The sequence below is a fragment of the Flavobacterium sp. 9 genome (genome assembly GCF_002754195.1).
GTDB lineage: Bacteria > Bacteroidota > Bacteroidia > Flavobacteriales > Flavobacteriaceae > Flavobacterium.
The window spans coordinates 4,922,930-4,946,511 of the sequence record NZ_PEEU01000001.1 but is presented as its reverse complement, the minus strand read 5'-3'; the positions used below and the strand labels follow the sequence as shown (position 1 = coordinate 4,946,511).

Annotated in this window: 17 protein-coding genes; 2 read left to right on the top strand and 15 right to left on the bottom strand. The window is 32.2% G+C overall.

Annotated elements, in window-relative coordinates:
* Positions 1–196 precede the first annotated feature (196 nt).
* Entirely contained in the window at positions 197–634 is a 438-nt protein-coding gene (locus tag CLU81_RS20555; protein ID WP_099711510.1) for a DUF4268 domain-containing protein, read from the top strand.
* 124 nt (positions 635–758) lie between these two features.
* On the opposite strand, the gene CLU81_RS20550 is transcribed toward CLU81_RS20555, so the two are convergent.
* From CLU81_RS20550 to mnmA, 7 genes are all read right to left on the bottom strand, one after another.
* Positions 759–3,215, bottom strand: coding sequence for a T9SS type A sorting domain-containing protein (locus CLU81_RS20550; protein ID WP_099711509.1), 2,457 nt, complete (start codon positions 3,213–3,215; stop codon positions 759–761).
* A 325-nt stretch (positions 3,216–3,540) separates the two neighbouring features.
* The gene (locus CLU81_RS20545) at positions 3,541–4,239 is read right to left on the bottom strand and encodes a DUF4386 domain-containing protein (protein WP_099711508.1); all 699 of its coding nucleotides are present in this window, start codon (positions 4,237–4,239) and stop codon (positions 3,541–3,543) included.
* Between the two features lie 91 nt (positions 4,240–4,330).
* A complete protein-coding gene (locus CLU81_RS20540; protein WP_099711507.1) occupies positions 4,331–6,499 on the bottom strand; it encodes a T9SS type B sorting domain-containing protein in 2,169 nt (722 codons plus the stop codon).
* Positions 6,500–6,530: 31 nt separating this feature from the next.
* Complete coding sequence (locus tag CLU81_RS20535; RefSeq protein WP_099711506.1) at positions 6,531–6,941, bottom strand: hypothetical protein; 411 nt, start codon at positions 6,939–6,941, stop codon at positions 6,531–6,533.
* A gap of 20 nt (positions 6,942–6,961) precedes the next feature.
* On the bottom strand, positions 6,962–7,906 hold the full coding sequence (locus tag CLU81_RS20530) for a nitronate monooxygenase family protein (protein WP_099711505.1): 945 nt from the start codon (positions 7,904–7,906) through the stop codon (positions 6,962–6,964).
* Positions 7,907–7,918: 12 nt separating this feature from the next.
* Entirely contained in the window at positions 7,919–9,529 is a 1,611-nt protein-coding gene (locus tag CLU81_RS20525; RefSeq protein WP_099711504.1) for a S8 family serine peptidase, read from the bottom strand.
* 44 nt (positions 9,530–9,573) lie between these two features.
* Positions 9,574–10,761, bottom strand: a complete 1,188-nt coding sequence (gene mnmA / locus CLU81_RS20520; protein WP_099711503.1) for a tRNA 2-thiouridine(34) synthase MnmA — start codon at positions 10,759–10,761, stop codon at positions 9,574–9,576.
* 143 nt (positions 10,762–10,904) lie between these two features.
* Between mnmA and CLU81_RS20515 the strand changes: the two genes are divergently transcribed.
* Positions 10,905–12,782, top strand: a complete 1,878-nt coding sequence (locus CLU81_RS20515) for a PEP/pyruvate-binding domain-containing protein (protein ID WP_099711502.1) — start codon at positions 10,905–10,907, stop codon at positions 12,780–12,782.
* 212 nt (positions 12,783–12,994) lie between these two features.
* Here the strand turns inward: CLU81_RS20515 and CLU81_RS20510 are convergent, their stop codons facing one another.
* From CLU81_RS20510 to CLU81_RS20475, 8 genes are all read right to left on the bottom strand, one after another.
* The gene (locus CLU81_RS20510; protein ID WP_099711501.1) at positions 12,995–13,552 is read right to left on the bottom strand and encodes a DUF4956 domain-containing protein; all 558 of its coding nucleotides are present in this window, start codon (positions 13,550–13,552) and stop codon (positions 12,995–12,997) included.
* Between the two features lie 159 nt (positions 13,553–13,711).
* The gene (locus CLU81_RS20505; protein ID WP_099711500.1) at positions 13,712–14,428 is read right to left on the bottom strand and encodes a toxin-antitoxin system YwqK family antitoxin; all 717 of its coding nucleotides are present in this window, start codon (positions 14,426–14,428) and stop codon (positions 13,712–13,714) included.
* 93 nt (positions 14,429–14,521) lie between these two features.
* On the bottom strand, positions 14,522–16,435 hold the full coding sequence (gene yidC, locus CLU81_RS20500; protein WP_099711499.1) for a membrane protein insertase YidC: 1,914 nt from the start codon (positions 16,433–16,435) through the stop codon (positions 14,522–14,524).
* 80 nt (positions 16,436–16,515) lie between these two features.
* The gene (locus CLU81_RS20495; RefSeq protein ID WP_099711498.1) at positions 16,516–18,132 is read right to left on the bottom strand and encodes a CTP synthase; all 1,617 of its coding nucleotides are present in this window, start codon (positions 18,130–18,132) and stop codon (positions 16,516–16,518) included.
* 558 nt (positions 18,133–18,690) lie between these two features.
* A complete protein-coding gene (locus CLU81_RS20490; protein WP_099711497.1) occupies positions 18,691–18,927 on the bottom strand; it encodes a DUF3820 family protein in 237 nt (78 codons plus the stop codon).
* A 254-nt stretch (positions 18,928–19,181) separates the two neighbouring features.
* Positions 19,182–21,110: a glucosamine-6-phosphate deaminase gene (gene nagB / locus CLU81_RS20485; RefSeq protein ID WP_099711496.1), complete on the bottom strand. Its 1,929-nt coding sequence runs from the start codon at positions 21,108–21,110 to the stop codon at positions 19,182–19,184.
* 33 nt (positions 21,111–21,143) lie between these two features.
* A complete protein-coding gene (locus CLU81_RS20480) occupies positions 21,144–22,517 on the bottom strand; it encodes a sugar MFS transporter (protein WP_233209739.1) in 1,374 nt (457 codons plus the stop codon).
* 183 nt (positions 22,518–22,700) lie between these two features.
* Positions 22,701–23,576: a sugar phosphate nucleotidyltransferase gene (locus tag CLU81_RS20475; protein WP_099711494.1), complete on the bottom strand. Its 876-nt coding sequence runs from the start codon at positions 23,574–23,576 to the stop codon at positions 22,701–22,703.
* Between the last annotated feature and the right edge of the window lie 6 nt (positions 23,577–23,582).

Below are 23,582 nucleotides of genomic sequence, written 5' to 3'. Positions count from 1 at the left end.
TTCGAAAATCCTATCAGAAATAGCGCAATAAAAACATTTTAGGTCTGGAAATTTGTTCTAAATATTTAGTGTAAATTTGCCCAACGGAACGTTAGATTCATCTGTTTCTGATTATCAAAAATCTAGCAGCACATTCTACACGTAAATAATCCTAAATTCAAATATTAAATAGTTACGACTATACAAACTTTCAAAAATGTACAGTAAAGAAGAATCACAGAGAATAAAAAGAGAATTTTGGGTGGCTTTCGCCGAAAAATATCCACGTAAATGGGTACTTTATGATACTAAAATTAAAGATTTCTCTTTTAAATTTTATGTTGACAATAAAAAAGCACAGGTTTTAATTGATATTGAACCCCGAAATGATGAAAAAAGAACTGCCTATTTTGAAAAAATAGAAGCTTTGAAAAACATTCTTGAGGAAGAATTCATTAAAGATTTGGTCTTTGAAAAAAACTATACTTTAGAAAGCGGTAAAACCATAAGCCGAATCTGGATCGAAAAACAAGGTGTAGGTTTTAGCAACCGTAATAATTGGGACACAATTTTTGATTTCTTCTTTGAAAAAATGAATGCTCTTGAAATGTTCTATTTAGAATATGACGAGTTTATTAAAGATATTGATTCTTAAAAAAAAGGTTCTGAGGAACTGAGATTCTATCTCGAGGCTTCGGGACTAAGTTTTTTTTTTTATATAGCAAACCCGATAGCTTTTTAAAAAGCTATCGGATTTTATTATTTATTCTATTTTCTTTTTACTTCTTAACTATCTTCTTTGTAATTACTCCTGAATCAGAAAAAAGCTTTACAAAATAAATTCCCGAAGAAAACTGAGACATATCAACTTCAAGATTGTCTGCACTTTGCACTTTCGCAGTATATAATTCTTTTCCGTTTGCGGAATAAACTGAAATCTTGTTTGGTAAAATTGTAGTTGAAAACGACAAATTCAATTTCTCTTGTACCGGAACCGGGAAAACCTGGACTTTAGAAGCTAATTTCTCTGGTGTAGGACCTACAGACAATGAACCTGATTTTCCAAGATTTACTTTTACAATAACTGACGATACTCCTGTTGTACTTTTCGTCGTTCCCATTGCAAACATGTAATTATTTGTACTATTTTCTAAAGTAGCTTTACGATCCGTTTTTGGAGCAGTTTCTTCCTTATTTTCTACAGCAACAAGATCTGTTATATTATCTATTACCGCAGGCATTTCAAAATCTTTTTTAAGTGTACCGTCAAGATTTATTGCAGTAACTTTTGCATCTCCTTCTGTAATATAAATAACTCCATCTATTACTTCAATTTTACGATAATCATGATACTCACTATAACCTATGTGATACAAACTTAGATTTTCATTAAATTTAAGATCCATTTCCCCATCCTTTGATAATTTAACGATCTGATTTGGAACTGAAACATTATTATAATTAAAGAAGTTTCCTGCGATTATAATCTCTCCTGAATCTAAAATATTTATTCTATTAATTGCTCCATCAGCTCCAACATTAGTATTAAAACTTTCATCTATTGTTTTATCAATATTAAATCTCATTAATTTAGATTTTGGACGATATCCTGCACCAAAACTTTCAAACTGACCTGCACAAAGTACTTTATCATTCTGCATCTCAAATCTAAGATTAGTGATCCAGAAATTTGAGTCAGAATTTAATATGAATTTAGATTCTTGTATTCCTTGTTCGTTTAGTAAAACTAAATTCCATTGATCCGTTAATAAAATTTTGCCATTATCAAATACATTAAATTGCTGTATTTCCAACAAATCTGAATCTACTTTAAAATTAAAATCTTTTATAAGTTTACCATTAGCATCAAGATTTATAAATTGAGTTTTGGTTCCTACAAAAACACTATTATTAACTACTTGAATTTGCTTAATATCACCACGATATGTTGGAAAAACAAATGATTCGTCAACATCTCCGTTTGCATCTAATAAAGCAATGCCATATGTTTCGACATTATTTATTTTTACAAAATCTCCTTTTACCACTAATTTTCCATCAAAATAACTACCAGCTTGAAAACTCCCGGGTTTACTTGGTTTCAATTCAGAAGCATCAATTGCATTTCCTTCAAGATCGGATATTGAAATACCATATCTGTTTCCTGTGTACTCCGAATTATTATAAAAAATCTTTCCATTCACAAAACTTGAGACAAAATAATCACCTCCAAATTCATTCAATTTAATTCGGTTAAAATTTTCATCTAATGATCCGTCTGGTTTTAACCTTATAAGATGATAACCAAAAGTAGTCCCGTCATTTATTCCTGCATCAACATATAAATGAGAATCCTTTATAGTGATCACAGAATTTGCATAATTATAATATTGAGCAGAAAAGCTTGTATCGATTGAACCGTCCAGATTTAATCGGCACATATTATTAGATGGCAAACCGTCAACAATATGCGAAAAATTTCCTCCAACTATTATTTTTCCATCATCTTGAAGGGTCATTGAAAAAGCAGAACCATTTGCGCCCGCTCCAACATCAAATGTTGTATCAATTACACCATCAGAATTCAATTTTACCAAACTGTTTTTAGTAATTCCATCTATAGCAGTAAACAATCCTCCCACATATATTCCATTGCTTGAAACAAGAACATTATTTGTTGAAGCATTAAAAGCTAAATCATTTTTAAAGGTTTCGTCTAAAGAAAAATCACTATTAAATCTCTTTAAATAACAACTGGTAAAATCATAATATCCAATTGCTCCACCAGTAACCAATATTTTATCATCTGCTTGAACTGCAATAGCTGTAGCATTAAATATAGTACTAACTTCTTTTAAAGTCTCACCATTTGCATTAAGCTGATACAACTTAAAGTAATCAGCAAATCCAAAATTATCTATCGTCGTCAGGACTATAATATTTCCATTACTTTGAAATTTAACATCTTTAATTTCCGACTTAGGATCTCCATTAAAAACAAAAGTTTCATCAAGTGAATAATCCGCATTTAATCGGATAAGATTACTAACTTTTTTCTCCTTAAAAAACTGAATATTTCCCCCAAGTAAAATCTTACCATCTGAAAGTTCTTTTATAACAGTTATTTTCGCAGCCTTGTAAGCTGTTGGCTGAACAAATGTTTCGTCAACGACTTGCGCATTTGCTGATAAAATTCCGACAACGATAAATAGTAATAGTGAGTAAAGTTTCTTCATGCGCAGTGTTTACTGGTTAGTTTTTTTTCTTGATTTACTGATATTTTTAATTAATCCATAATTTCAACAATACTTTTTAACTAAAAAGCGATCGAATATAAATTAATTTAACAGTTCAAATATAGTTTATTTTAGTTTAGTACTTTAAAATAAATCTGTATTTCAAAAAATATTTTTACACCGAATATTTATAAGCTATCGTGATATCCATTTATAAAAAAAGAACCCATTTTATAACCAAATAAATGGGCAAAATGGGTTCTATATATATTCAGTTTTTTTAATCTTTCTTCTAAATTCTTGCTTCTTTCTTCTTTCCTACGCTTTAAGCACCAACTTTTCGAACTCCTTTAATCAACAACCAAAAAACCATTCCAAACTCCGCGACAGAAGATGTCAAACCAACAATAATTCCTGTTACAGAAAAATGATAACTTGGGAATAACACAAATGCAAATGCATCAAGTACATAAGCTGATCCACCGATAATTAATAATATTCCTAAAATTTTAGGCATAAATCCTGATTTATAAACTAATTGTCCAAAAGGAATTAACCAAAGTCCCCAAAAGATACCGATAACGACATTTCCGTAATTATACATTTTTAGAAATGCCATTACTAATAATTGCAATTGAGCAGGTGGAAAACTTCTCATGAAATTTTCTTTCAATAACAATAAAGCAAACAACTGATTGAAAATAATTACGAACGCAATTGGAACTCCAACAATTACTAGGGCAAACATAGTTCTGGACAAATGTTTACTCACTTGCTGAAACAATTTGTAAAGCTGCAAAACTAAAAACACAAATAAAGTCTGACAAACCAAATTGCTCATAATACCGGCACGAAAGAGAAATTCATGACGTAAAATAGTTCGCATTGTTAAGGGTAAATTACCGGAATCAATTAATTGCATTGGTACATACATGATCCCAAAAACACCTGTTATAGCAATAAGTAAATAGATAAAACCAGTAATTCTTGCCGTTCTTTTTAAATTAATTTGCTCCTGACTCATATCTTAAGTTATTGGTTTACTGAAGATCTAAGATACTATTTATTTATGTATTGAAAATTCTATACTAGTGAGAACCGTTTACAAACAAATTTTATCTTTTTAATGCAAAATGCCCTCTTTTATCAATTCCATTTTCGAAAACTATGTGAAACCAATAATCTGAGGCTGGCAAAGGTCTTCCTTGAAAATTTCCATCCCATCCGGAATTCTGACCCAACGTTTTTAACAACATTCCATATCTATCGTAAATATACAAAGTGTATATTTTATTTTCTAATCCGCTAATCTCCCAAAGATCATTTATCCCGTCACCATTTGGAGTAAAAAACTTAGGAATATCATAAGTATCAATAATCTCACAATCTAAACCTGCATTAGAAACATTTAAAACTATTTTTGTTATGGCTGTACAAGAGGTGCTTTTTGAAGTAACATTAACAGTTATTTCTTCATGATTTTTAACAGCGTTTTTATACGATTCGTTTATAAAAACACTTATATCATTGTTATTATAATCAAAGTACGAAAAATCATATAGAGAAGTATCATCTACTAAAAGAGAATTAATTTTTGACAGATCAAATACTGCATATCCTGTTCCATTGTAATCACATTCTTTAAACTCTGGAATTGCATTTAAACTGACAGAAGAAATAGTATTTAACTCAATTTTAGTTTCACTATAACAGCTTGGATTATTTTTATTTCCAACTCTTATACTAATTTTTTCGTTATAAGGATATTTATTAGAATAATTAAGAGGCAAAGGTGATGAAAGATTATTACCTAATTGATCTTTATAAGAAAAGACAAAATCTTCAGGATTTTCGACCAAATCTTTTTCAATAGATGACATATCAAAATGAGATGAAAAACCGTTTCCTAAATCAGCACAAGATGTTAAAACCGGAATAGTATTTAATATTGGTTTTTGTGTATTTACATAATCATAAGTATTAAAAATATAAACTGTTCCCGCGTAACCTATATAATTTTGACCATCTGCATCTAAAGCATCCCAAAATGCACCTACAAACAAATCATTTTCATATAAGGAAATTGAACCAGCAAACCAGTCACTATTGCGTTTTATATTTGACTGTACAGTTTGATATTCATTCCAAATATCATTAACTCCTTTTTTAAACATATATACGCGTCCAAAAACTTTTGATAAATTTCCCTTTGTATCATATTCATATTCACTAGCCCTTACAGCAATATGATTCTTATAAAGTTCCATCTGATTACCAAAACCAAAAATCTTAGCTGAGCCGTCAGAAGCTCTTATTTTTTGATTACCAATCCATTGCCCGCTTGGATTTTTTTTAAAAATATAAACCGAACCTAATGAAGTAAGTGAACCTCCTCCATCTCCACTTAAATCAGAATCGTAATCATCTTCACTTGGAGCTGAAATTATAATACCATTTTCATTAATTTTTACAATTTCACCAAATCTATCCTGAAGCCCTCTAAAATCGTAAGCAGTTAGTTTTTTAGTCTCTCGCCATGTGTTAGAATCATTATTTTTTTCAAATACGTAAGCAGCTCCCGCCCAATTAGTCCCTTCTTCAACTGCTCCAACTACAATTGTATTTTTATAAATAGCTACAGAATTACCAAAAGTATCTCGTCGTTCTCTATCACTAGCAACAATTTTTTGCACCAATGTCCAAACTCCATCAGTACCTTTAAAAAAAATATAAGCTGCTCCTGCATTTTCCAAATAATTATTTAAATTACTATCTGTGCTATTATATGATGATCCTATGACCATAAAATTTTCTGATATAGCAATCCTAGAACCGTAATTATCGTATAAAGAATTTTCATCCCTAGCTATTTTCTGCGTAAATATATATTGACCATTAGTATCTCTTTCGTATATATAGACCGCATTTCCATAGGAAACAGAAGGGTCACAACCTACAACTGCAAGTGTTTTTCCTTCCATAAATAATACCGAGCCAAAACCACAATAATTTCTTGCATCAGGTCGTGAAAGCTCCTGATATATCGTCCAACCATCGCAATCTTGCTTTGCGATATAAACTTTACCAGAATTTTCGACACCACCAATATCTACCTGATCAGCACCGTAAGCAGCATAACCATCATAAGTTGCAACAGAAAACCCAAAATCATTATCTCTTGCTCTGACAGGCTCAACAATTTTAAAGTTTTGTTTCCATTCTTGAGAAGATACATTTAATACCGTTAGAAATAATAAAAATGCCGTGAAATATTTTATTTTCATAATTAATGCTCAGGATCAATAAGCCTATTAGCTACACGCTAAAAATATTATACACAATAATATGATCGTCGTAGTTAATATAAAGTTGTTTGCGGTAATCTTGCTTTTTGCGGGTTATTATAGAGAGTTTACAATTTTTCCCATCATTATCTTTACACATAAAAGAATATACGATATCAGTATCATTTTCTTCTCTTTCGATATAATCTTCAATATTAAAAAGCTGAATTTCCATCGAATAAACTACAATTCGGTGTTTATTAGTATCTAAGATAACAGATAGATTTACCAAATCAAGATTAGACCATTCGCCCCATTTTCCTTTTTCATTTTTTTCTAAAACACTAAATCCTGATGTTTTAAATTGATAAGACTGACCTTGAACTTGTTGCAATCCAAAAGCCAAAAAAAGAAACAAAAAAGAGATGCGTATAGTATTCATAATAATATTCTTGCAGGTAATTAAAACTCAAATTTAGCCTTTTCTTTGGAAGCAATTTCAAAATCGGCCATCATTTGTTTAATAATTTGTTCTACTGGTAAAATTTCATGGATAATTCCCGCTATTTGACCAATTTCAAGTTCACCTTCTTCAAGATCGCCTTCGAACATTCCTTTTTTAGCTCTTGCTCTGCCCAAAAGTTCTGTCAATTCTTCTTTTGAAGGACATCTTTCATATAAACTCTGAACGTCCTGATAAAACTTATTTTTAATCAATCGAACCGGAGCCAATTCTTTCAATGTCAATTGCGTATCACCTTCCTTAACATTCACAATAGTCTGTTTGAAATTATCGTGCGAAGACGATTCTATCGATGCAGCAAAACGACTTCCAACCTGAACACCATCAGCACCTAAAATCATCGTAGCCAACATTCCTCTTCCCGTAGCAATTCCGCCAGCAGCGATAATCGGAATCTGAATCTTTTCTTTTACCATCGGAATCAAAGTCAGCGTTGTTGTTTCATCGCGTCCATTATGTCCACCAGCCTCAAAACCTTCTGCAACAATTGCGTCAACCCCTGCTTCTTGTGCTTTTAGAGCAAAAATACTGCTACTCACAACGTGTACAACTGTAATTCCTTTTTCTTTTAAAAAAGAAGTCCATGTTTTAGGATTTCCTGCCGAAGTAAAAACGATTTTCACGCCTTCTTCAACTACAATATTCATGATTTCTTCAATATTTGGATATAACATCGGAATGTTAACCCCAAAAGGTTTATCAGTTGCTTTTTTGCATTTCTGAATATGTTCTCTCAAAACTTCCGGATACATTGAACCTGCACCAATAAGTCCCAAACCTCCAGCATTACTTACTGCTGAAGCTAATTTATAACCACTGTTCCAAATCATTCCTCCCTGAATAATTGGATATTTTATATTAAAAAGCTGCGTAATTCTATTCATTCAAAAATGCTGTTATTGTTTAATTATCTTTCCTGTTTTATGCAAACCGTCAACATCAAAAGCATAAAAGTAAAGTCCGCTTTGTAAAGATGCTACGGAAAGAAATGGATCTTGATTTGTTATTTGTTTTTCGATTACTTTTTGTCCTAAAACCGAATAAATTTTAACCGAAGCGTTATAATTTTCCTTCGAAAATGAAAATGAAACTACAGTTTCAGCAGGATTTGGATATACTGAAAAGGCTGAAAGCGCAGTTTGAAAATCTTCAACTCCCAAAGTTGCTCCAAAATTTGGAATTCCGTAACCATAATTATTATTTGGTGCCGAATAGCGATCAGAAGATTGAAGTAACATTTGTCGGATTTCTTTGTTCGTTTTTGTTGGAAACGCCTGCCACAAACACGCAATCATTCCTGCCATAATTGGGCAAGAAAATGAAGTTCCGTTTGCCGTACCAATATTCCCATTAGTATCAGAAACAACCGCTGCGGCACCTTGCGCCATAACATCGGGTTTTATTCGATTATCAAAACTTGGCCCAATAGAACTTGAACCCGCTTTTACTTTTACAGCGTTAACAGAACCAACAGTTATAACTGAAACTGCATCTGCCGGACCTCCAATATGCGGTTCCGCAGTACTTCCTTCATTTCCTGCAGAAGCTAACACAATAATCCCTTTGCTAAAAGCGATTTCGGCTCCACGCGAAATGAAATTTGTAACACCGTTCATATCACTATAAGTATGACTGTAATTAGGATCATCAAACCCAAAATATCCCAACGAAGTTGTAATTATATCAACTCCCAGGTAATCAGCTTTTTCTGCGGCTTCTACCCAAAGCGATTCTTCAACAGGATTTTCTGTGGCATCATTTTCTGTGATAAATAAATAAAATGAAGCATTTGGAGCTGTTCCAACTAAAGCGTTTTCTTTGTAACCGCCAATTGTCGAAAGCACCATTGTACCATGATCGTCACCTGTATAAAAGTTATCGTTTCTATTTACAAAATCATATCCGCCTAAAATCTGATTATTAGTAATCAATTTTTGAAATGGCTGAGCTGTATTTACACCTGGAAAACCAGCATCTAAAACAGCAATTATTTTGCCTGATCCGGTATAATTTTGCTGATGCAAAACTTGTCCGTTAAGCATTTGAATCTGATTTGCTGAATTTCCGTAAGCATAATCAATCGCAGTATTTAGCTTGTCTTTTGTCTTTGCAATTTTGTTCTCAGAAACTTTTTTACCAGTTGTGTTCAAAGTTCTATTGGCAAAAACTACTTTATCAACAAACGAAAGTGTTTTTAAAGCTACAATATCGGTTTGAGTTCCTCGAATATGAAGCGCATTCATCCATTTGGATTGTGCCATTACAACAATTCCTGTAGCGGCTTTTACCTGAGTGATATAAGTTTCTTCAACAGGAACATCCGTAACATCCAAAGAAATATTCTGATTGGTTCTACGTTCTAAAGCGCGCGCAGAAAGCATTTCAGACGGATTGTCTAAAAAGTGCTGTGAATTTGGTTTATCTTTAAAATAGACCCACGCATCTTCTTGTGAAAACGCAACTGTAGTAAAAACCAACAATAGAAGTGTAATGTAGTAGTGCTTCATAGTTTACTTTTTTAGAAGGAAATCCTCTGTAAAAAAGTATAAAGCTAAGAAATTACTCCCGAACCAACTAATTCATTATCGAAATACCAAGCTACAAACTGACCTTCTGTAATTGCAGATTGTCCTTCTTCAAATTGAACGTACATTCCGTCTTCAAATTGATGTAAAGTTGCTTTTTGTAAAGGCTGACGGTAACGAATTCTCGCCATAACTTCCATTTTTTCTCCAACTTTTAAAGCCAAATCAGTACGAATCCAGTGTACTTCAGATTTTTCGATAAATAAAGCTTTTTTGAATAATCCAGGATGCAGACTTGTTAAACCCGTATAAATAGTATTGGTTTCAACATCTGTAGCGATGATAAACAACGGATCTGTCGTTCCGCCTACATTCAATCCTTTTCTTTGTCCAATTGTAAAATAATGAGCACCTTGATGTTTTCCAACCACTTTTCCCATTGTTGGAAGATAATCACGCTTTTTAGCTTCTAATTTTAATTCTTCTTCCAATGATAAACCTGTTGGTTTTTCGATTGTATAAATTGGATCGTTTTTATCAATCTGAACAATTTTACCTTCTTTAGGCTGCAATTTTTGTTGCAGAAATTCCGGTAAACGAACTTTTCCGATGAAACATAATCCTTGAGAATCTTTCTTTTCAGCCGTTACCAAATCCATTTCAGCAGCGATTTCGCGTACTTCAGGTTTAGTCAAAGCACCAATTGGAAACAATGATTTAGCCAATTGCTCTTGCGATAACTGACATAAAAAATAAGATTGATCCTTATTATTATCTGCTCCGGCAATTAATTGGTAAACAGGTTTTCCATCAACTTCGATTTCACTTTTTTGACAATAATGTCCTGTTGCCACATAATCAGCGCCAAGACTTAAGGCAATTTTCATGAAAACATCAAATTTGATTTCGCGATTACAAAGCACGTCAGGATTTGGAGTTCTTCCTTTTTCGTATTCGTTGAACATATAATCAACGATTTTTTCTTTGTATTCTTCACTTAAATCGACAGTTTGAAACGGTATACCAAGTTTTTCAGCAACTAATAAAGCGTCATTACTATCCTCTAACCAAGGACATTCATTAGAAATAGTAACTGAATCATCGTGCCAATTTTTCATAAAAAGCCCAATAACTTCGTATCCTTGTTGTTGCAATAAATAAGCAGCAACACTAGAATCTACTCCACCAGAAAGTCCAACAACTACACGTTTCATTCTAAATCCTTTATATTTTTACAAGGGTGCAAAGATAACTCAAATTATAGATTATTAGGATAGTTTTGATTAGTTTATATAATGCCGCAGTAGATAAAACTTATTGTTTTTTTTAATTACTTTTAATTATCAATAAAAACGTCATGCAAAAATACATTTACAGTCTGTTTTTTCTATTCATTGCAGTTACTTTAAGTGCTCAAAGATACTCTGCGTCATTATCAAATTATAAAGCCTATAAAGCATTTAGAGGCAAACCTTTATCAGATAAATTTTCGAATATAGAATCTGTAAAAGTTATCTATGATCTAAAAAAACAAAAAATGTACTACTTCAATAGTAGTCTGATTCTTTTGCATTATGACTTTGTTACCCACTATTTAGGATATAGCCAGGACTTAGAAGTTTTTAATAATGAAAATTATAGCGATACGATGAAAGACAGAGATTTTTTTCTGGGAAATCTTAATCATATCAAAGGAACTGAAAAATGGATTTTCGAATTAGCAGCTTCAGATCATATGCCAATTGAATCTATTGAACGCTTTTATAATTTAATCGTAAAATCAACTTTTATTGGTTCAAATTTAAAATTTTACCTGAACAATCCCACTCAAATGGAATGGTTTCAACAACAAAAATTCAAGATTCCTTGTGTAAAATCAGATTATATTTTTAACGAAATTAAGTATCAGGAAGTTGTTGCGGGGACAAATATTGGTATTCTAAAACAATACAAAATCAAAGACTTAGAAAAGATAAAACCAAATCCAGACGAAATTATTGTTTTGGACGGAACACCTGACATTTTACCCAATGTAAGAGGAATTATTGTGAACGAATTACAAACGCCTTTAAGTCATTTAGTGCTTTTGGGTAAGAACAGAAAAATTCCGATAATGGCTTACACAACAGCATTACAAGATAATAATATCAAAAGATTGCTTTCGAAAAAAGTAGAATTAAAAATTGCAATTGATACTTTTTACATCAAAGAAACCACTAAAAAAATAGAACAAAAAGCTACAACCAAAAAGAAAAAACTAATCATTGATAATAGTGTTACTGATTTAGTTGATTTAGCCACAATCCCTAAAAAAGGAATAAATTATATTGGTTCTAAAGCTCAAAACATGGCTTATTTAATCGCTATTTCAAAAGAAATTTCGTTTAAAACTCCAGAAGATGCACATGCAATTCCGTTTTATTTTTATACCAAACACATTCAGAAAAAATCAATTTCGCCATTAATTACTGAGCTTTTAGAATATCCGCATAAAGATTCTACAGTTTGGATTTACCATCAATTGAAAAAGATTCGTGATGCAATTAAGAAAGAACCTGTAGATTCTGAATTAATTGCAAAACTGAATGAAACCTTCAAAAATGCTAAGTTTAAAAACTTTCGATTCAGATCTTCTACAAATGCTGAAGATTTAGATGATTTTAATGGCGCCGGATTATATGATTCTAAAACCGGAATTCTTGGCGACAGCATTAAAACATTCGAAAAAGCAATTAAACAAGTTTGGGCAAGCGTCTGGAATGAAGCTTCGTACAACGAAAGAGAACTTTTTGGCATTGATCAGCACAATATCGCAATGGGAGTTTTAGTCCATCGTTCTTTTCCGGATGAACTTGCAAATGGCGTTGTAATTACAAAAAATATGTTCCGGGAAAATTTCCCAGGTATAACTGTTAATGTTCAAAAAGGAGAAAACTCAGTTGTAAAACCGGAAAAAGGAGAAATATGCGAGCAATTTGTCGCTTATCATTTTAATTCAGGAAAAGACGACACTGATTTTGATGTAGATTATACCTCAAATTCCAACTTAAACAATAACGAACCTTTATTAAGCCGAAAAGAAATGAGTCGGCTATTTCTTGTGAGTTCAAAAATCGAAGAAAAAATGTATCGTTATTGGAAAAAAAACAGATATCATCCGGTAGATATTGAGTTTAAAATTGTTGGAGAAAACAGGGATTTATATGTTAAACAAGTTCGTCCTTTTAATGAATAATAGCAATGCAATAATTTAAGTGCTCCAATTTGTGCCTTTAGGCACTAAATATTGGTAAAAAAACATGAATTAGAGCAGATTTAGCGTGCCGTAGGTACGCAATAATTATCGATTTGTTGCGTACCTACGGCACGCAAATTTTATTTCAATTGGTATTTTTCTACCAATATTTAGTACCTAAAGGTACATTTCATCTCTTAATTCAATAATAATCAATAGAATACCTGAAGATCAATTTCGTTTGAAACGGTATTTATATTTACAATTTTAAAATCGAAATCATCGATATTCATCTTTTGCTGAACAGACTTTCGTATTGATTGATTGTTCAAAGAAAAATCACTTTCTAAAGCGATTTTTACTTCCACTATATTCAAATATTTAGAAGCTTTTTTATTGACTATTACCGAAGCTATAATATAAAATCCGATGATGATAATCTGAAAAAACAGAAGTACTTCTATTTTCTCATATGGATACATAATATCCAAAATAGAAAGCGTAATTGTAGCAAACAAAAAGATAATTGCATTTACAGTAAAAGACTGTGTCCTGAATCTTAAAATGGAGAAAATGGCAAATAATCCAAACCCAATTCCAACGCCTATTTCAATTTTTGTAAACAAATAACAAAGCGAAAAAGTGCAAAGACCAACAATCACCATCAAAGGATTTATGGTTTCATTATCTTTTCTATTGGAGAAAAAATACAAAATCAAAATTGAGAAAAACAACAATAGAAATCTTCCTGAAAGTTCGTTTAAATCCATTTACCTGAAGTATTAGTAAATCAAATTTAAACATTTAACGAAAAAATTAGCCACGAATTCACGAATTTTTTAAAGTTTAAATTCGTGAATTGCTTCGCCTGTTCGCTATCGCTCAGGTCGTGCAAAAAAAAGTCCGCTTAAGCGGACTTTTATATTAATCTATTCTTTTTTAGGTTTTGAATCAGCTTGATAATTACTTTTTGGATCGCTCATATTGACTTCTTTCGTCAATTTACCTTTTGAGTAAAACTGCCATTTCCCAACTTTTTTTCCATTCAGGAATTTTCCTTTAGAAGCAATAGTTCCTTCTGAATCATAAAAAATAGCATCGCCATTATATTGATCATTTGCATATGTAGTTTGCTCTAAAAGAATTCCGTTTTGTGCGAATTTTTTATAAATACCTTCTCTAAGTCCGTTTTTATAAGTCATTTCTTCAGCAACTTTTGCATCTGGATAATAAATCGTTCTGGAACCTTCGAGTTTACCGTTTTTATAGTTTTCAAGTGTCATAACGACTTTAGAAGCTTTATGGTAATACTTCCATTCTCCTTCATTGTTTCTACCGATTACTTTACCTTCACTTACTTTATTTTTATTCTGATCATAAAAGATATTATAAGCGCTTCCGTCATTCGCACTAAAATCGCGAGTGGCCAAAACATCTCCTTTTTTGGTATCATCAAAATACTTAAATATACCCGTTTCTTTTCCGTGGTTAAAAGTCCCTTCGTAACGAGGACGTTTAGAAACTTCATAAACTCCTTTCCATACGCCATCTTTCTTTCCGTTCGCATCGAGTTTATTAGAATCTTGTGCCGAAACTAAAAGGGCGTTTAAAAAAAGCAATCCGATTATTATTTTTCTACAAATCATATTCTGTTTAATTTTAAACTTTAACGAAAATGCTTTTCATAAAGTATAATTTAGATATAAAAAAATCCCGATTACTCGAGATTTTTTTATTTATTATTTCTTTTTATTCTGACCTTTTGCAGCTTCTTGTTGCTCCATTACTTCTTGAAGACGTTGTTGAAACTTGCTTTGTTTTTTAGGTTCTTTTAATTTGTTCTCTTGAATTTGAGCGTGAATTTTATCTGTATCAACAATATAATTTTTGATTACAAACATAATTCCGATTGTAATTAAGTTCGAAATAAAGTTATACAAACTCAAACCTGCACCATAACTATTGAAGAAAATTAACATCATTAATGGCGAAACATAAATCATGATTTTCATCATTTTTGCCATATCCGGCATACCTTCTTGTTGAGGCGCAGCCATTTGCTGATCTCCAGAAGTCATTTTCATATAGAAGAAAATCGCAATTGCAGCCATAATTGGGAACAAACTGATATGATCTCCATATAAAGGAATGTGGAATGGTAATTTTACAACAGCATCAAAAGATGATAAATCGTCTGCCCAAAGGAAACTTTTTTGTCTTAACTCAAAAGCTGATGGGAAGAACTGGAATGATGCATACATAAACGGAAGCTGAATCAATGCCGGAATACATCCTGCCATTGGGTTTACTCCTGCTTTGTTGTACAACTTCATCGTTTCTTGTTGTTTCTTCATTGGGTCTTTTTTGAATTTTTCTCCCAATTCTGTAATTTCAGGACGTAAAACTTTCATTTTTGCCTGAGACAAGAAAGACTTATATGTAATTGGCGACATTGCCAATTTGATGATAATTGTAAAGATGATAATTGCAATTCCTAATGAAAGTCCAATTGTAGAACTTAAGAATCCAAATAACGGAATGAAAACCCATTTATTGATCCATCCAAAAATCCCCCAACCTAATGGAATAATTTTTTCAAAGTTTTTATCGTATGATTTTAAAGTTTTATAATCAGATGGTCCAAAATACCAGTTCATTTTGTAATCAACTTCTCCATTAGAAAAAGCTAAAGGAACTGTTGCTTTAAATTGTTTGATAAAAGTAGTATCTATTGCTTCATCTTTTACTAAATCATCAGATTGTAACTTAGACTTTTCGAATGGTTTATCAGTCGCTAAAATAGCAGTAAAAAAGTGTTGCTTGAAAGCAATATAACTTACTTTTTCAGGAGTATCTTCTTTACCTACACCATGACTTACTGAACTGTATTTCTCATCACCATACTCATATTCAATTTGAGCATATCTCTTTTCAATAGAAACACTTTTCTCGTTTCTGTATGATTTCAAATCCCAAACTAAATCTAATGGTTTTGAAGAATTTAAAACTTTATTCAAACCTTGAGAACGAATATCAAAACCAACTAAATAATCGTTTGGTTTCAAGATATATTTGTACTCCAAGAATTCATTAGCTCCAGCTTTCAAACGCATTGTCAAAATTTGGTCTGCACCATTTTTAGTCAATGTTGGTTCAAAATATAAATCTTTAGTGTTTAAAGTTCTGTTATCTGTAGTTTGTAACTGAATATTTAAATCAGAATTATTGTCCTTAATTAATTCTACTATTTGTCCCGAATTTTTCTCAAATCTCTTGAATTCTTTCAACTTAGCTTCAACTATATAACCACCTTTATTAGCGATTTTTAGTATCATCTTTTCGTTTTCAATAGTAGTAAAACCTTCTTTTGCAGAAGGAAGTGTAGCTGAATAAGCAAAACCACCTAATGTTTTTTGTAATTGCGCTAATTGAACTGTGTCACCAGGAGTAGCAGCTGCAGCAACTGGTAAAACAGCTGTTTTAGTTTTATCAGCTTTTGCTTGCGCTTCTTGCTTAGCAACTAATTCTTTCTTGGCTTTTTCAGCAGCAATCTCCTTATCAGAAGGTTGATTTTGGTACATAATCCAAATCAAAATTCCAAATATCAATACAAAACCAATGATTGAATTAAGATCAAATTTTTTTTCTTCCATTATAATTTAAAAAAGGGTTATTCGTTAAAGACTATTAGTAATGAGTTTGACTCAAAAGTTACATCTTTTCAGAATATTAATTATTGTTTTTTATGTGCATTTACTGCAGCAGCCACAAAGTTTACAAAAATTGGATGTGGGTTTGCCACTGTACTTTTGTATTCAGGGTGGTATTGAACACCAATGAAAAACGGGTGATTCTCAAGCTCTACAATTTCTACTAAACCTGTATCAGGGTTTACTCCAGAAGCTTTTAAACCTGCCTTTTGTAATTCATCAGCATATTTATTGTTGTACTCATAACGGTGACGGTGACGCTCTGAAATTGTCGTTTGTACGTAGATTTTGTGTGCTAAAGTGTTTGGTTTAATATCACATTTCCAAGCACCAAGACGCATTGTTCCACCTTTATCAGTAATTGTTTTTTGCTCTTCCATTAAATTTACTACCGGATGAGGAGTTTTCTCATTCATCTCTGTAGAATTGGCATCAGTATAACCTAAAATATTTCTTGAATATTCGATAACAGACATTTGCATTCCTAAACAAATTCCGAAGAACGGAATATTGTTTTCACGTGCATAACGAACTGCTTCGATTTTTCCTTCGATACCTCTTTCTCCAAAACCAGGTGCTACTAAAACTCCGTCAAGAGGTCCTAATTTTTCAGCAACATTATCAATATTAATGTGTTCTGAATGTATTGAAATTACGTTTACTTTAGTTTCGTTTGAAGCTCCTGCATGAATAAACGCCTCTAAAATAGATTTGTAACAATCCTGCATTTCTACATATTTACCAATCAAACCAATATTTACGGTATGTTTTGGATTTTTTAATCTGCGTAAAAAAGTATTCCAGTTTTTTAAATCCGGAGCTGCTTTTTTAGGTAAATCTAATTTCTTTAAAGCTACAACATCTAATCCTTCTTCAAGCATTAAATTTGGAACTTCATATATTGTTGAAGCATCAATTGACTGAATTACGGCTTCTCTTTTTACGTTGCAAAACAACGCTAATTTATTACGCAATTCATCAGAAAGTTCATGCTCAGTTCTACAAACCAAAATATCTGCTTTGATACCACTTTCCATCAAAGTTTTTACAGAGTGCTGTGTAGGTTTTGTTTTTAACTCTCCTGCAGCAGCCAAATATGGAACTAAAGTTAAATGAATAACGATTCCGTTATTTTCTCCTAATTCCCAAACCAACTGACGAACAGACTCTATATAAGGTAGAGATTCAATATCACCAACGGTTCCACCAATTTCAGTAATAACAATATCATAATCACCAGATTTACCCAGTAATTGCATTCTGTCTTTGATTTCGTTTGTAATATGAGGAACAACCTGAACAGTTTTTCCTAAAAATTCTCCTCTTCTTTCTTTTTCAATTACCGAAAGATAAACTCTTCCTGTAGTAACGTTATTCGCCTGAGAAGTAGGAACGTTCAAAAAACGCTCGTAGTGTCCTAAATCTAAATCTGTTTCTGCACCATCATCTGTTACATAACATTCTCCGTGCTCATACGGATTTAACGTACCTGGATCTACATTTATGTACGGATCAAATTTTTGAATAGTTGTACGATATCCTCTTCCTTGTAACAATTTTGCTAAAGATGCCGCGATAATTCCTTTTCCTAATGAAGAAGTCACACCGCCTGTAACAAAAATATATTTTGTTTGATTCATTCTGTTGTTGTTTGTATGTAGTTGTGTAAAAAACTTGGCAAAAGTACAAATTTAATTAGATAATTTATCAATTAGATTATGAGATAATTTGCAAATTTTTAAATAGAACGATTACTTGGTTTTGTAATCGATAATTTTAACTTTTAATTAGACTTTTTTTTGAGGAATACTCTTAATTACAGAACATAAAACAATCTTCTTAAGAATAATTAAAAGAGTAAAAACATAAAAAATGATGGCGCTAACCTTATTTAAGCCAAGAAGTAATACTTTCTATTGAAGTACGTTTTAGCATAAAAAAAAATATTATAATTTTAAAACATTGACTTGTACACATTTAAAAATTCAGGCTCGAATTCAGTGGTGTCAATATGTTTCTAAAAATTATAATATTTTTTATATCTAACATAAATAAAAATATTATTAATTTAAAACACTGACTTGTACACATATATAAATTCAGTCTTGAATTCTGTGGTATCACTTTGTTTTTGAATTGTAATATTTTTATACATCAAACATAAATAAAAAAAACGATATAGCAAAAGATTTTTCTTACTATTTTAAAGGTTTCGGATATTGTTTCTTAATATTCCGTATTAATTCCTCTAATCCGTTTAGTTTTAACTCGTATACAAGCGCTAATTGTTGTCCTAATTCTCCTTTCGGAAATCCCTTATTCTGATACCAAACGACATAATATTCGGGTAAATCGATTAAAAACCAACCTTCGTATTTCCCGAAAGGCATTTTGGTGTGAGCTAATTTTATAAGAAGTTTTTTGTCTGGTTCCATGTTGTGAAGAAAAAAGAAGCAAGAGGAAAGAATATAGACTCATTCTTTCTTCTTGCTTCTATTAGATGCAAAGCTATTATTATTTTTATTCTTTTGCCACAGATTAAAAGAATTAAAATGATTTTCTAATCTGTTTGTTTATTACGTGATTTAAAAAAATTTCGCCACGAATTCACGAATTATATTTAAATTAATTCATGAATTCGTGGCGAATATTAAAACTTAGAAACTTAGTTCCTCAGAACCTTAGCAACTTAGTAATGCCATCTCACGAAAGCTTCCATTGCAGCATATGTTGCTAAACCTAGTTGTTGGTATAAAGCAGCTGTTTCGGCATTTCTGTCTTCGGCTCTTTGCCAAAACTCTCTGGCATCTGTTCCCTGAAAAACAACTCCGTCTTTTTGAGATTGGTGTTTGAAGATTCCGTGACGTTTTGCTAAAACCTGATCAGGGCTCATTGGTACAGCCATTTCGACTTCATCAATTCCCCATTCTTGCCAAGCTCCGCGGTACAACCATAACCAGCAATCATCCATAAATGATTTTGGTTTAAGCGCTTTTACAGCTTCAAAAATAGCATCAAGACAAACTTTATGAGTTCCGTGTGGATCTGCTAAATCTCCTGCTGCATATATTTGATGTGGTTTAATTTTTTCGATTAAATCCATCGTCAATTGAATATCTTCTTGTCCAATTGGTTTTTTCTCGATAGTTCCGGTTTCATAGAATGGCAATTCCATGAAATGAATCTGATCGTCTGTTAAACCAACAAAATGACTTGTTGCTCTCGCCTCCCCTTTTCTGATTAATCCTTTAATGTAACGTACTTCAGGAATATCAATTTCGCTGTTCTTTTTATTAGTTAAAAAAGTAGCTGCTTTTTGATAAATATCATCTGCTTCAGCACTTTTGATTCCGAATTTTTCATTGTAATCAATTACGAATCTTGCAAAACGCAATGCTTCATCATCCGCTACAGCGATATTTCCAGAAGTTTGATATGCAACATGCACTTCATGTCCTTGCTCTTGCAAACGCATGAAAGTTCCTCCCATACTAATGATATCATCATCAGGATGCGGACTAAAAATCAATACACGTTTTCTTGCCGGTTCTGCTCTTTCAGGGCGATTTGTATCGTCAGAATTTGGTTTTCCGCCCGGCCAACCTGTAATTGTATTTTGTAATTTATTGAAAATTTTAATGTTGATGTCGTATGCAGGACCTGAATCAGCCAATAAATCGCTCATTCCGTTCTCGATATAATCTGCATCTGTAAGCATTAAAATTGGTTTTTTAAGCTGAAGCGCCAATCCTAAAACCGCTTTACGAGTCAGTTTATCTGTCCAAACTACTTTTTCTACCAACCAAGGTTTGTTGATTCTGGTAAGTTTTGAAGATGCTTCTTTATCTAAAATAAAAACAGCATTATTATGTTCTTGCAAAAATGAAGCTGGTACACGATTCGTAACTTCATCTTCCACTGATTTTTTTACAATATTTGCTTTTCCTTCTCCCCAAGCCAATAAAATAACTTGTTTGGCTTCCATGATTTTTTTTACTCCAAGCGTGATTGCTGTTCTTGGCGTATTGCTTAATCCGAAGAAATCTTTACTAGCCGCAACTCTCGTAATATGATCTAAAGCGACTAAACGAGTTTTTGAGTTTTGTAACGATCCTGACTCATTAAAACCAATATGTCCGTTACCACCAATTCCAAGAATCTGAAGATCGATTCCGCCTAAAGCTTCAATTTTAGCTTCATATTCGTGGCAATAATCAGCGATTTGTTCTTTTGTTAAAAGTCCGTCCGGAACGTGAGCGTTTTCAGGTAAAATATCGACATGATCAAACAACAATTCTTTCATAAAACGAACGTAACTGTTGATAGAATTTGGCTCCATTGGATAATATTCATCCAAGTTAAAACTAATTACATTCTTAAAACTTAAACCTTCTTCTTTATGCAAACGTACTAATTCTGCATATAATCCTTTTGGAGAAGAACCTGTTGCAAGACCTAAAATACAAGGCTTGTTTTCTTTTTGTTTGGATTGAATTAAAGCTGCAATTTCTTGAGCAACCGCTTTTGAAGCATCATTTGAATTTTCAAAAACAACTGTATTGATGTTTTCGAATCGTTTCTCGAACCCCGTTGCTTTGTCGATTTTACTTTTTAACATGATATAGTCTATTTTTAATTTCTGTCGTTAAATTTACCAACTTCTATATTTATGACCTTTCACAGCATAAAAAAGAATCATTAAATAAGATGGTAACAGCATTAAATAGGCAATCTGATTTCCGCTTTTTGAAATTTCTACGGTTCCGTTTGCGATATTTGATGCATTTATATTTTCTGTGATCATTCCGTAGAACAAAGGAAAAATTGCTCCTCCAATGATTCCCATGATCAAAATTGCGCTTCCAATTTTAGTATAACCTCCTAAATCTTCTAATGCCATTGGCCAAATTGCAGGCCAGCAAAGTGCATTTGCCAAACCAAGTAATGCTACTAAAAGAATTACAACCGGCAGATTTGGAATTCCAGGCAACTGAATCATTATTTTTGGCGAAATCAAAACTATTGCCAATACTAAAATCAATCCTAAAACTCCTGATGCCTTCAAGGCTGTAACTTGCGATACATATTTAGGTATTAATGTAATTCCTAATATATAACCTACAACCATCGCTGACATTGTAAAGGAAGTTAATTTTAAATAAAAATTTCCTTCTGTTCCATAAACTCCCAATTCTTTTCCAAAACCTCCAATAGAATCTCCGGCTAAAACTTCGGCAGCCAAATAAAGCATTAAAGTGATTACGCCTAAAACCAATTGCGGACGTCTGAATGCATTTCTAATTTGCTTAAAAATACTTAAATGCGTTACATTTCCGTCTTCATCCAAATCGATTTCCGGCAATGGTGAAAGCTTTACTAACAAGGCCAAAACCATAATGATCAATCCCATATAAAGGTAAGGTCTTTGCAATTGTAATGCAAGAGAATTCAAAGCATTTGTTTTTGAAACTGAATCCAATAAAGCAATTTTATCAGCTGTAAACTCTTGCATATTTGACAAAACCAAAGCTGTCAATATAAGTGGCGCTACAAATCCAGCTAATTTATTGGCAATTCCCAAAACACTAATTCTGGCTGCTGCGCTTTCTCTTGGACCAATAACGACTACATAAGGATTTGATGCTGTCTGCAAAATTGCCAAACCTGTTCCCATTACAAATAACGCAATTAAAAACAATAAAAAGGTTCTGCTTTCTGCCGCTGGATAAAACATAAATGCTCCGGCTGCAATGATTAATAATCCTAAAGAAATACCATTTTTATACCCAACTTTTTCAATTACCCAGGATGATGGAATTGCCATTACAAAATATGCGATGTAAAAAGCAAAAGTTACAAAATAAGCCTGAGAAGAGGTCAACTCACATGCCAATTGAAAAAATGGAATTAATGGTCCGTTTAACCAGGTTACAAAACCCAGAATAAAAAATAATGCAGTTAAGATTATCATCGGAATAATAGTACTCCTCTTGTCTATATGTAATGCACTTTCAATGTTTGACATAATAATTTTGGTTGATTGTTAATAGATTAGTGGTTTTCTCAATCTAAAATAACATCAACTCTTTTGCAAATATATTGCAATTAAAACACAATTTAATGCATTTTTTTTGCAATTTTAAAACAAAAGTAGTCTAATAAGTTGTACTTACTGGTAAATTAGATATGAAATTTTTGTTAATTTTTTTTATTCTTCCCAGTCTAAAACCGGATAATATTTCTTCAAATACGCTTTTACATCGGCAATATCTTCTTTTGCTGTCAGATCCGGAACATGTTCTGAAAACGGAATTCCTAAAGTCGTATTTGGATTCTCTTTTACCGAATTTAAAAGTACTGTTGGCAATTCTTTTTCGTCTCTTTCAGGATGAACCGGACAGTTTTTGAGATGTGTATATAATGTGCTTCCGTTAAATTTAAAAGCATTCATACTTACTCTGATTTTCCCTTCAATATCTTTATAATCATTCAAAACATCTGCCGAAGGTTTTTCTAAAATGTCCAATAACTGATTATTTTTATCCAATTTGGCGATTGCAAAACGCGAAATTCTTTCAGAAGGAAATTCCAATGCATCACGATCATAAGCTATAAAAGCATTTGGGCTATTGGTTTCTCTAAGTGCCAATAAGGCTTTCGCCGAATATAAATTGTCGCTGTTACAAACCGAATATTGTTGCGAATTCAACTCCGGAAATTGTTCAACTGCCTGAAACAAAGCATCGGCTGTACCAAATGGTTTTACTCGGCCTTCCGGAATATATTGTACGGCAAATGAAATATTAAGTCCGTGAAAATCATTGTTTACATTTTGGCTTCCGTAAAACTCTTTAAAAAGTTCGCCTTGTTCACCAATAATAATGTAGATATTTTTATATCCTGCTTTTTTGGCATTCAATAAAAGATAATCCAATAATGGTCTTCCGCTTCCGCCAACGCCAATTAAACCTTTACTTCTTTCGTTTGCCTGAGCGATTTCTTCTGGTGATAAATTATCAAGAACGGCTTCTTTTTTCATGCGGGAAGATGCTCCACCCGCAAGAATAACTAAATTGTTGTGCATACTTAT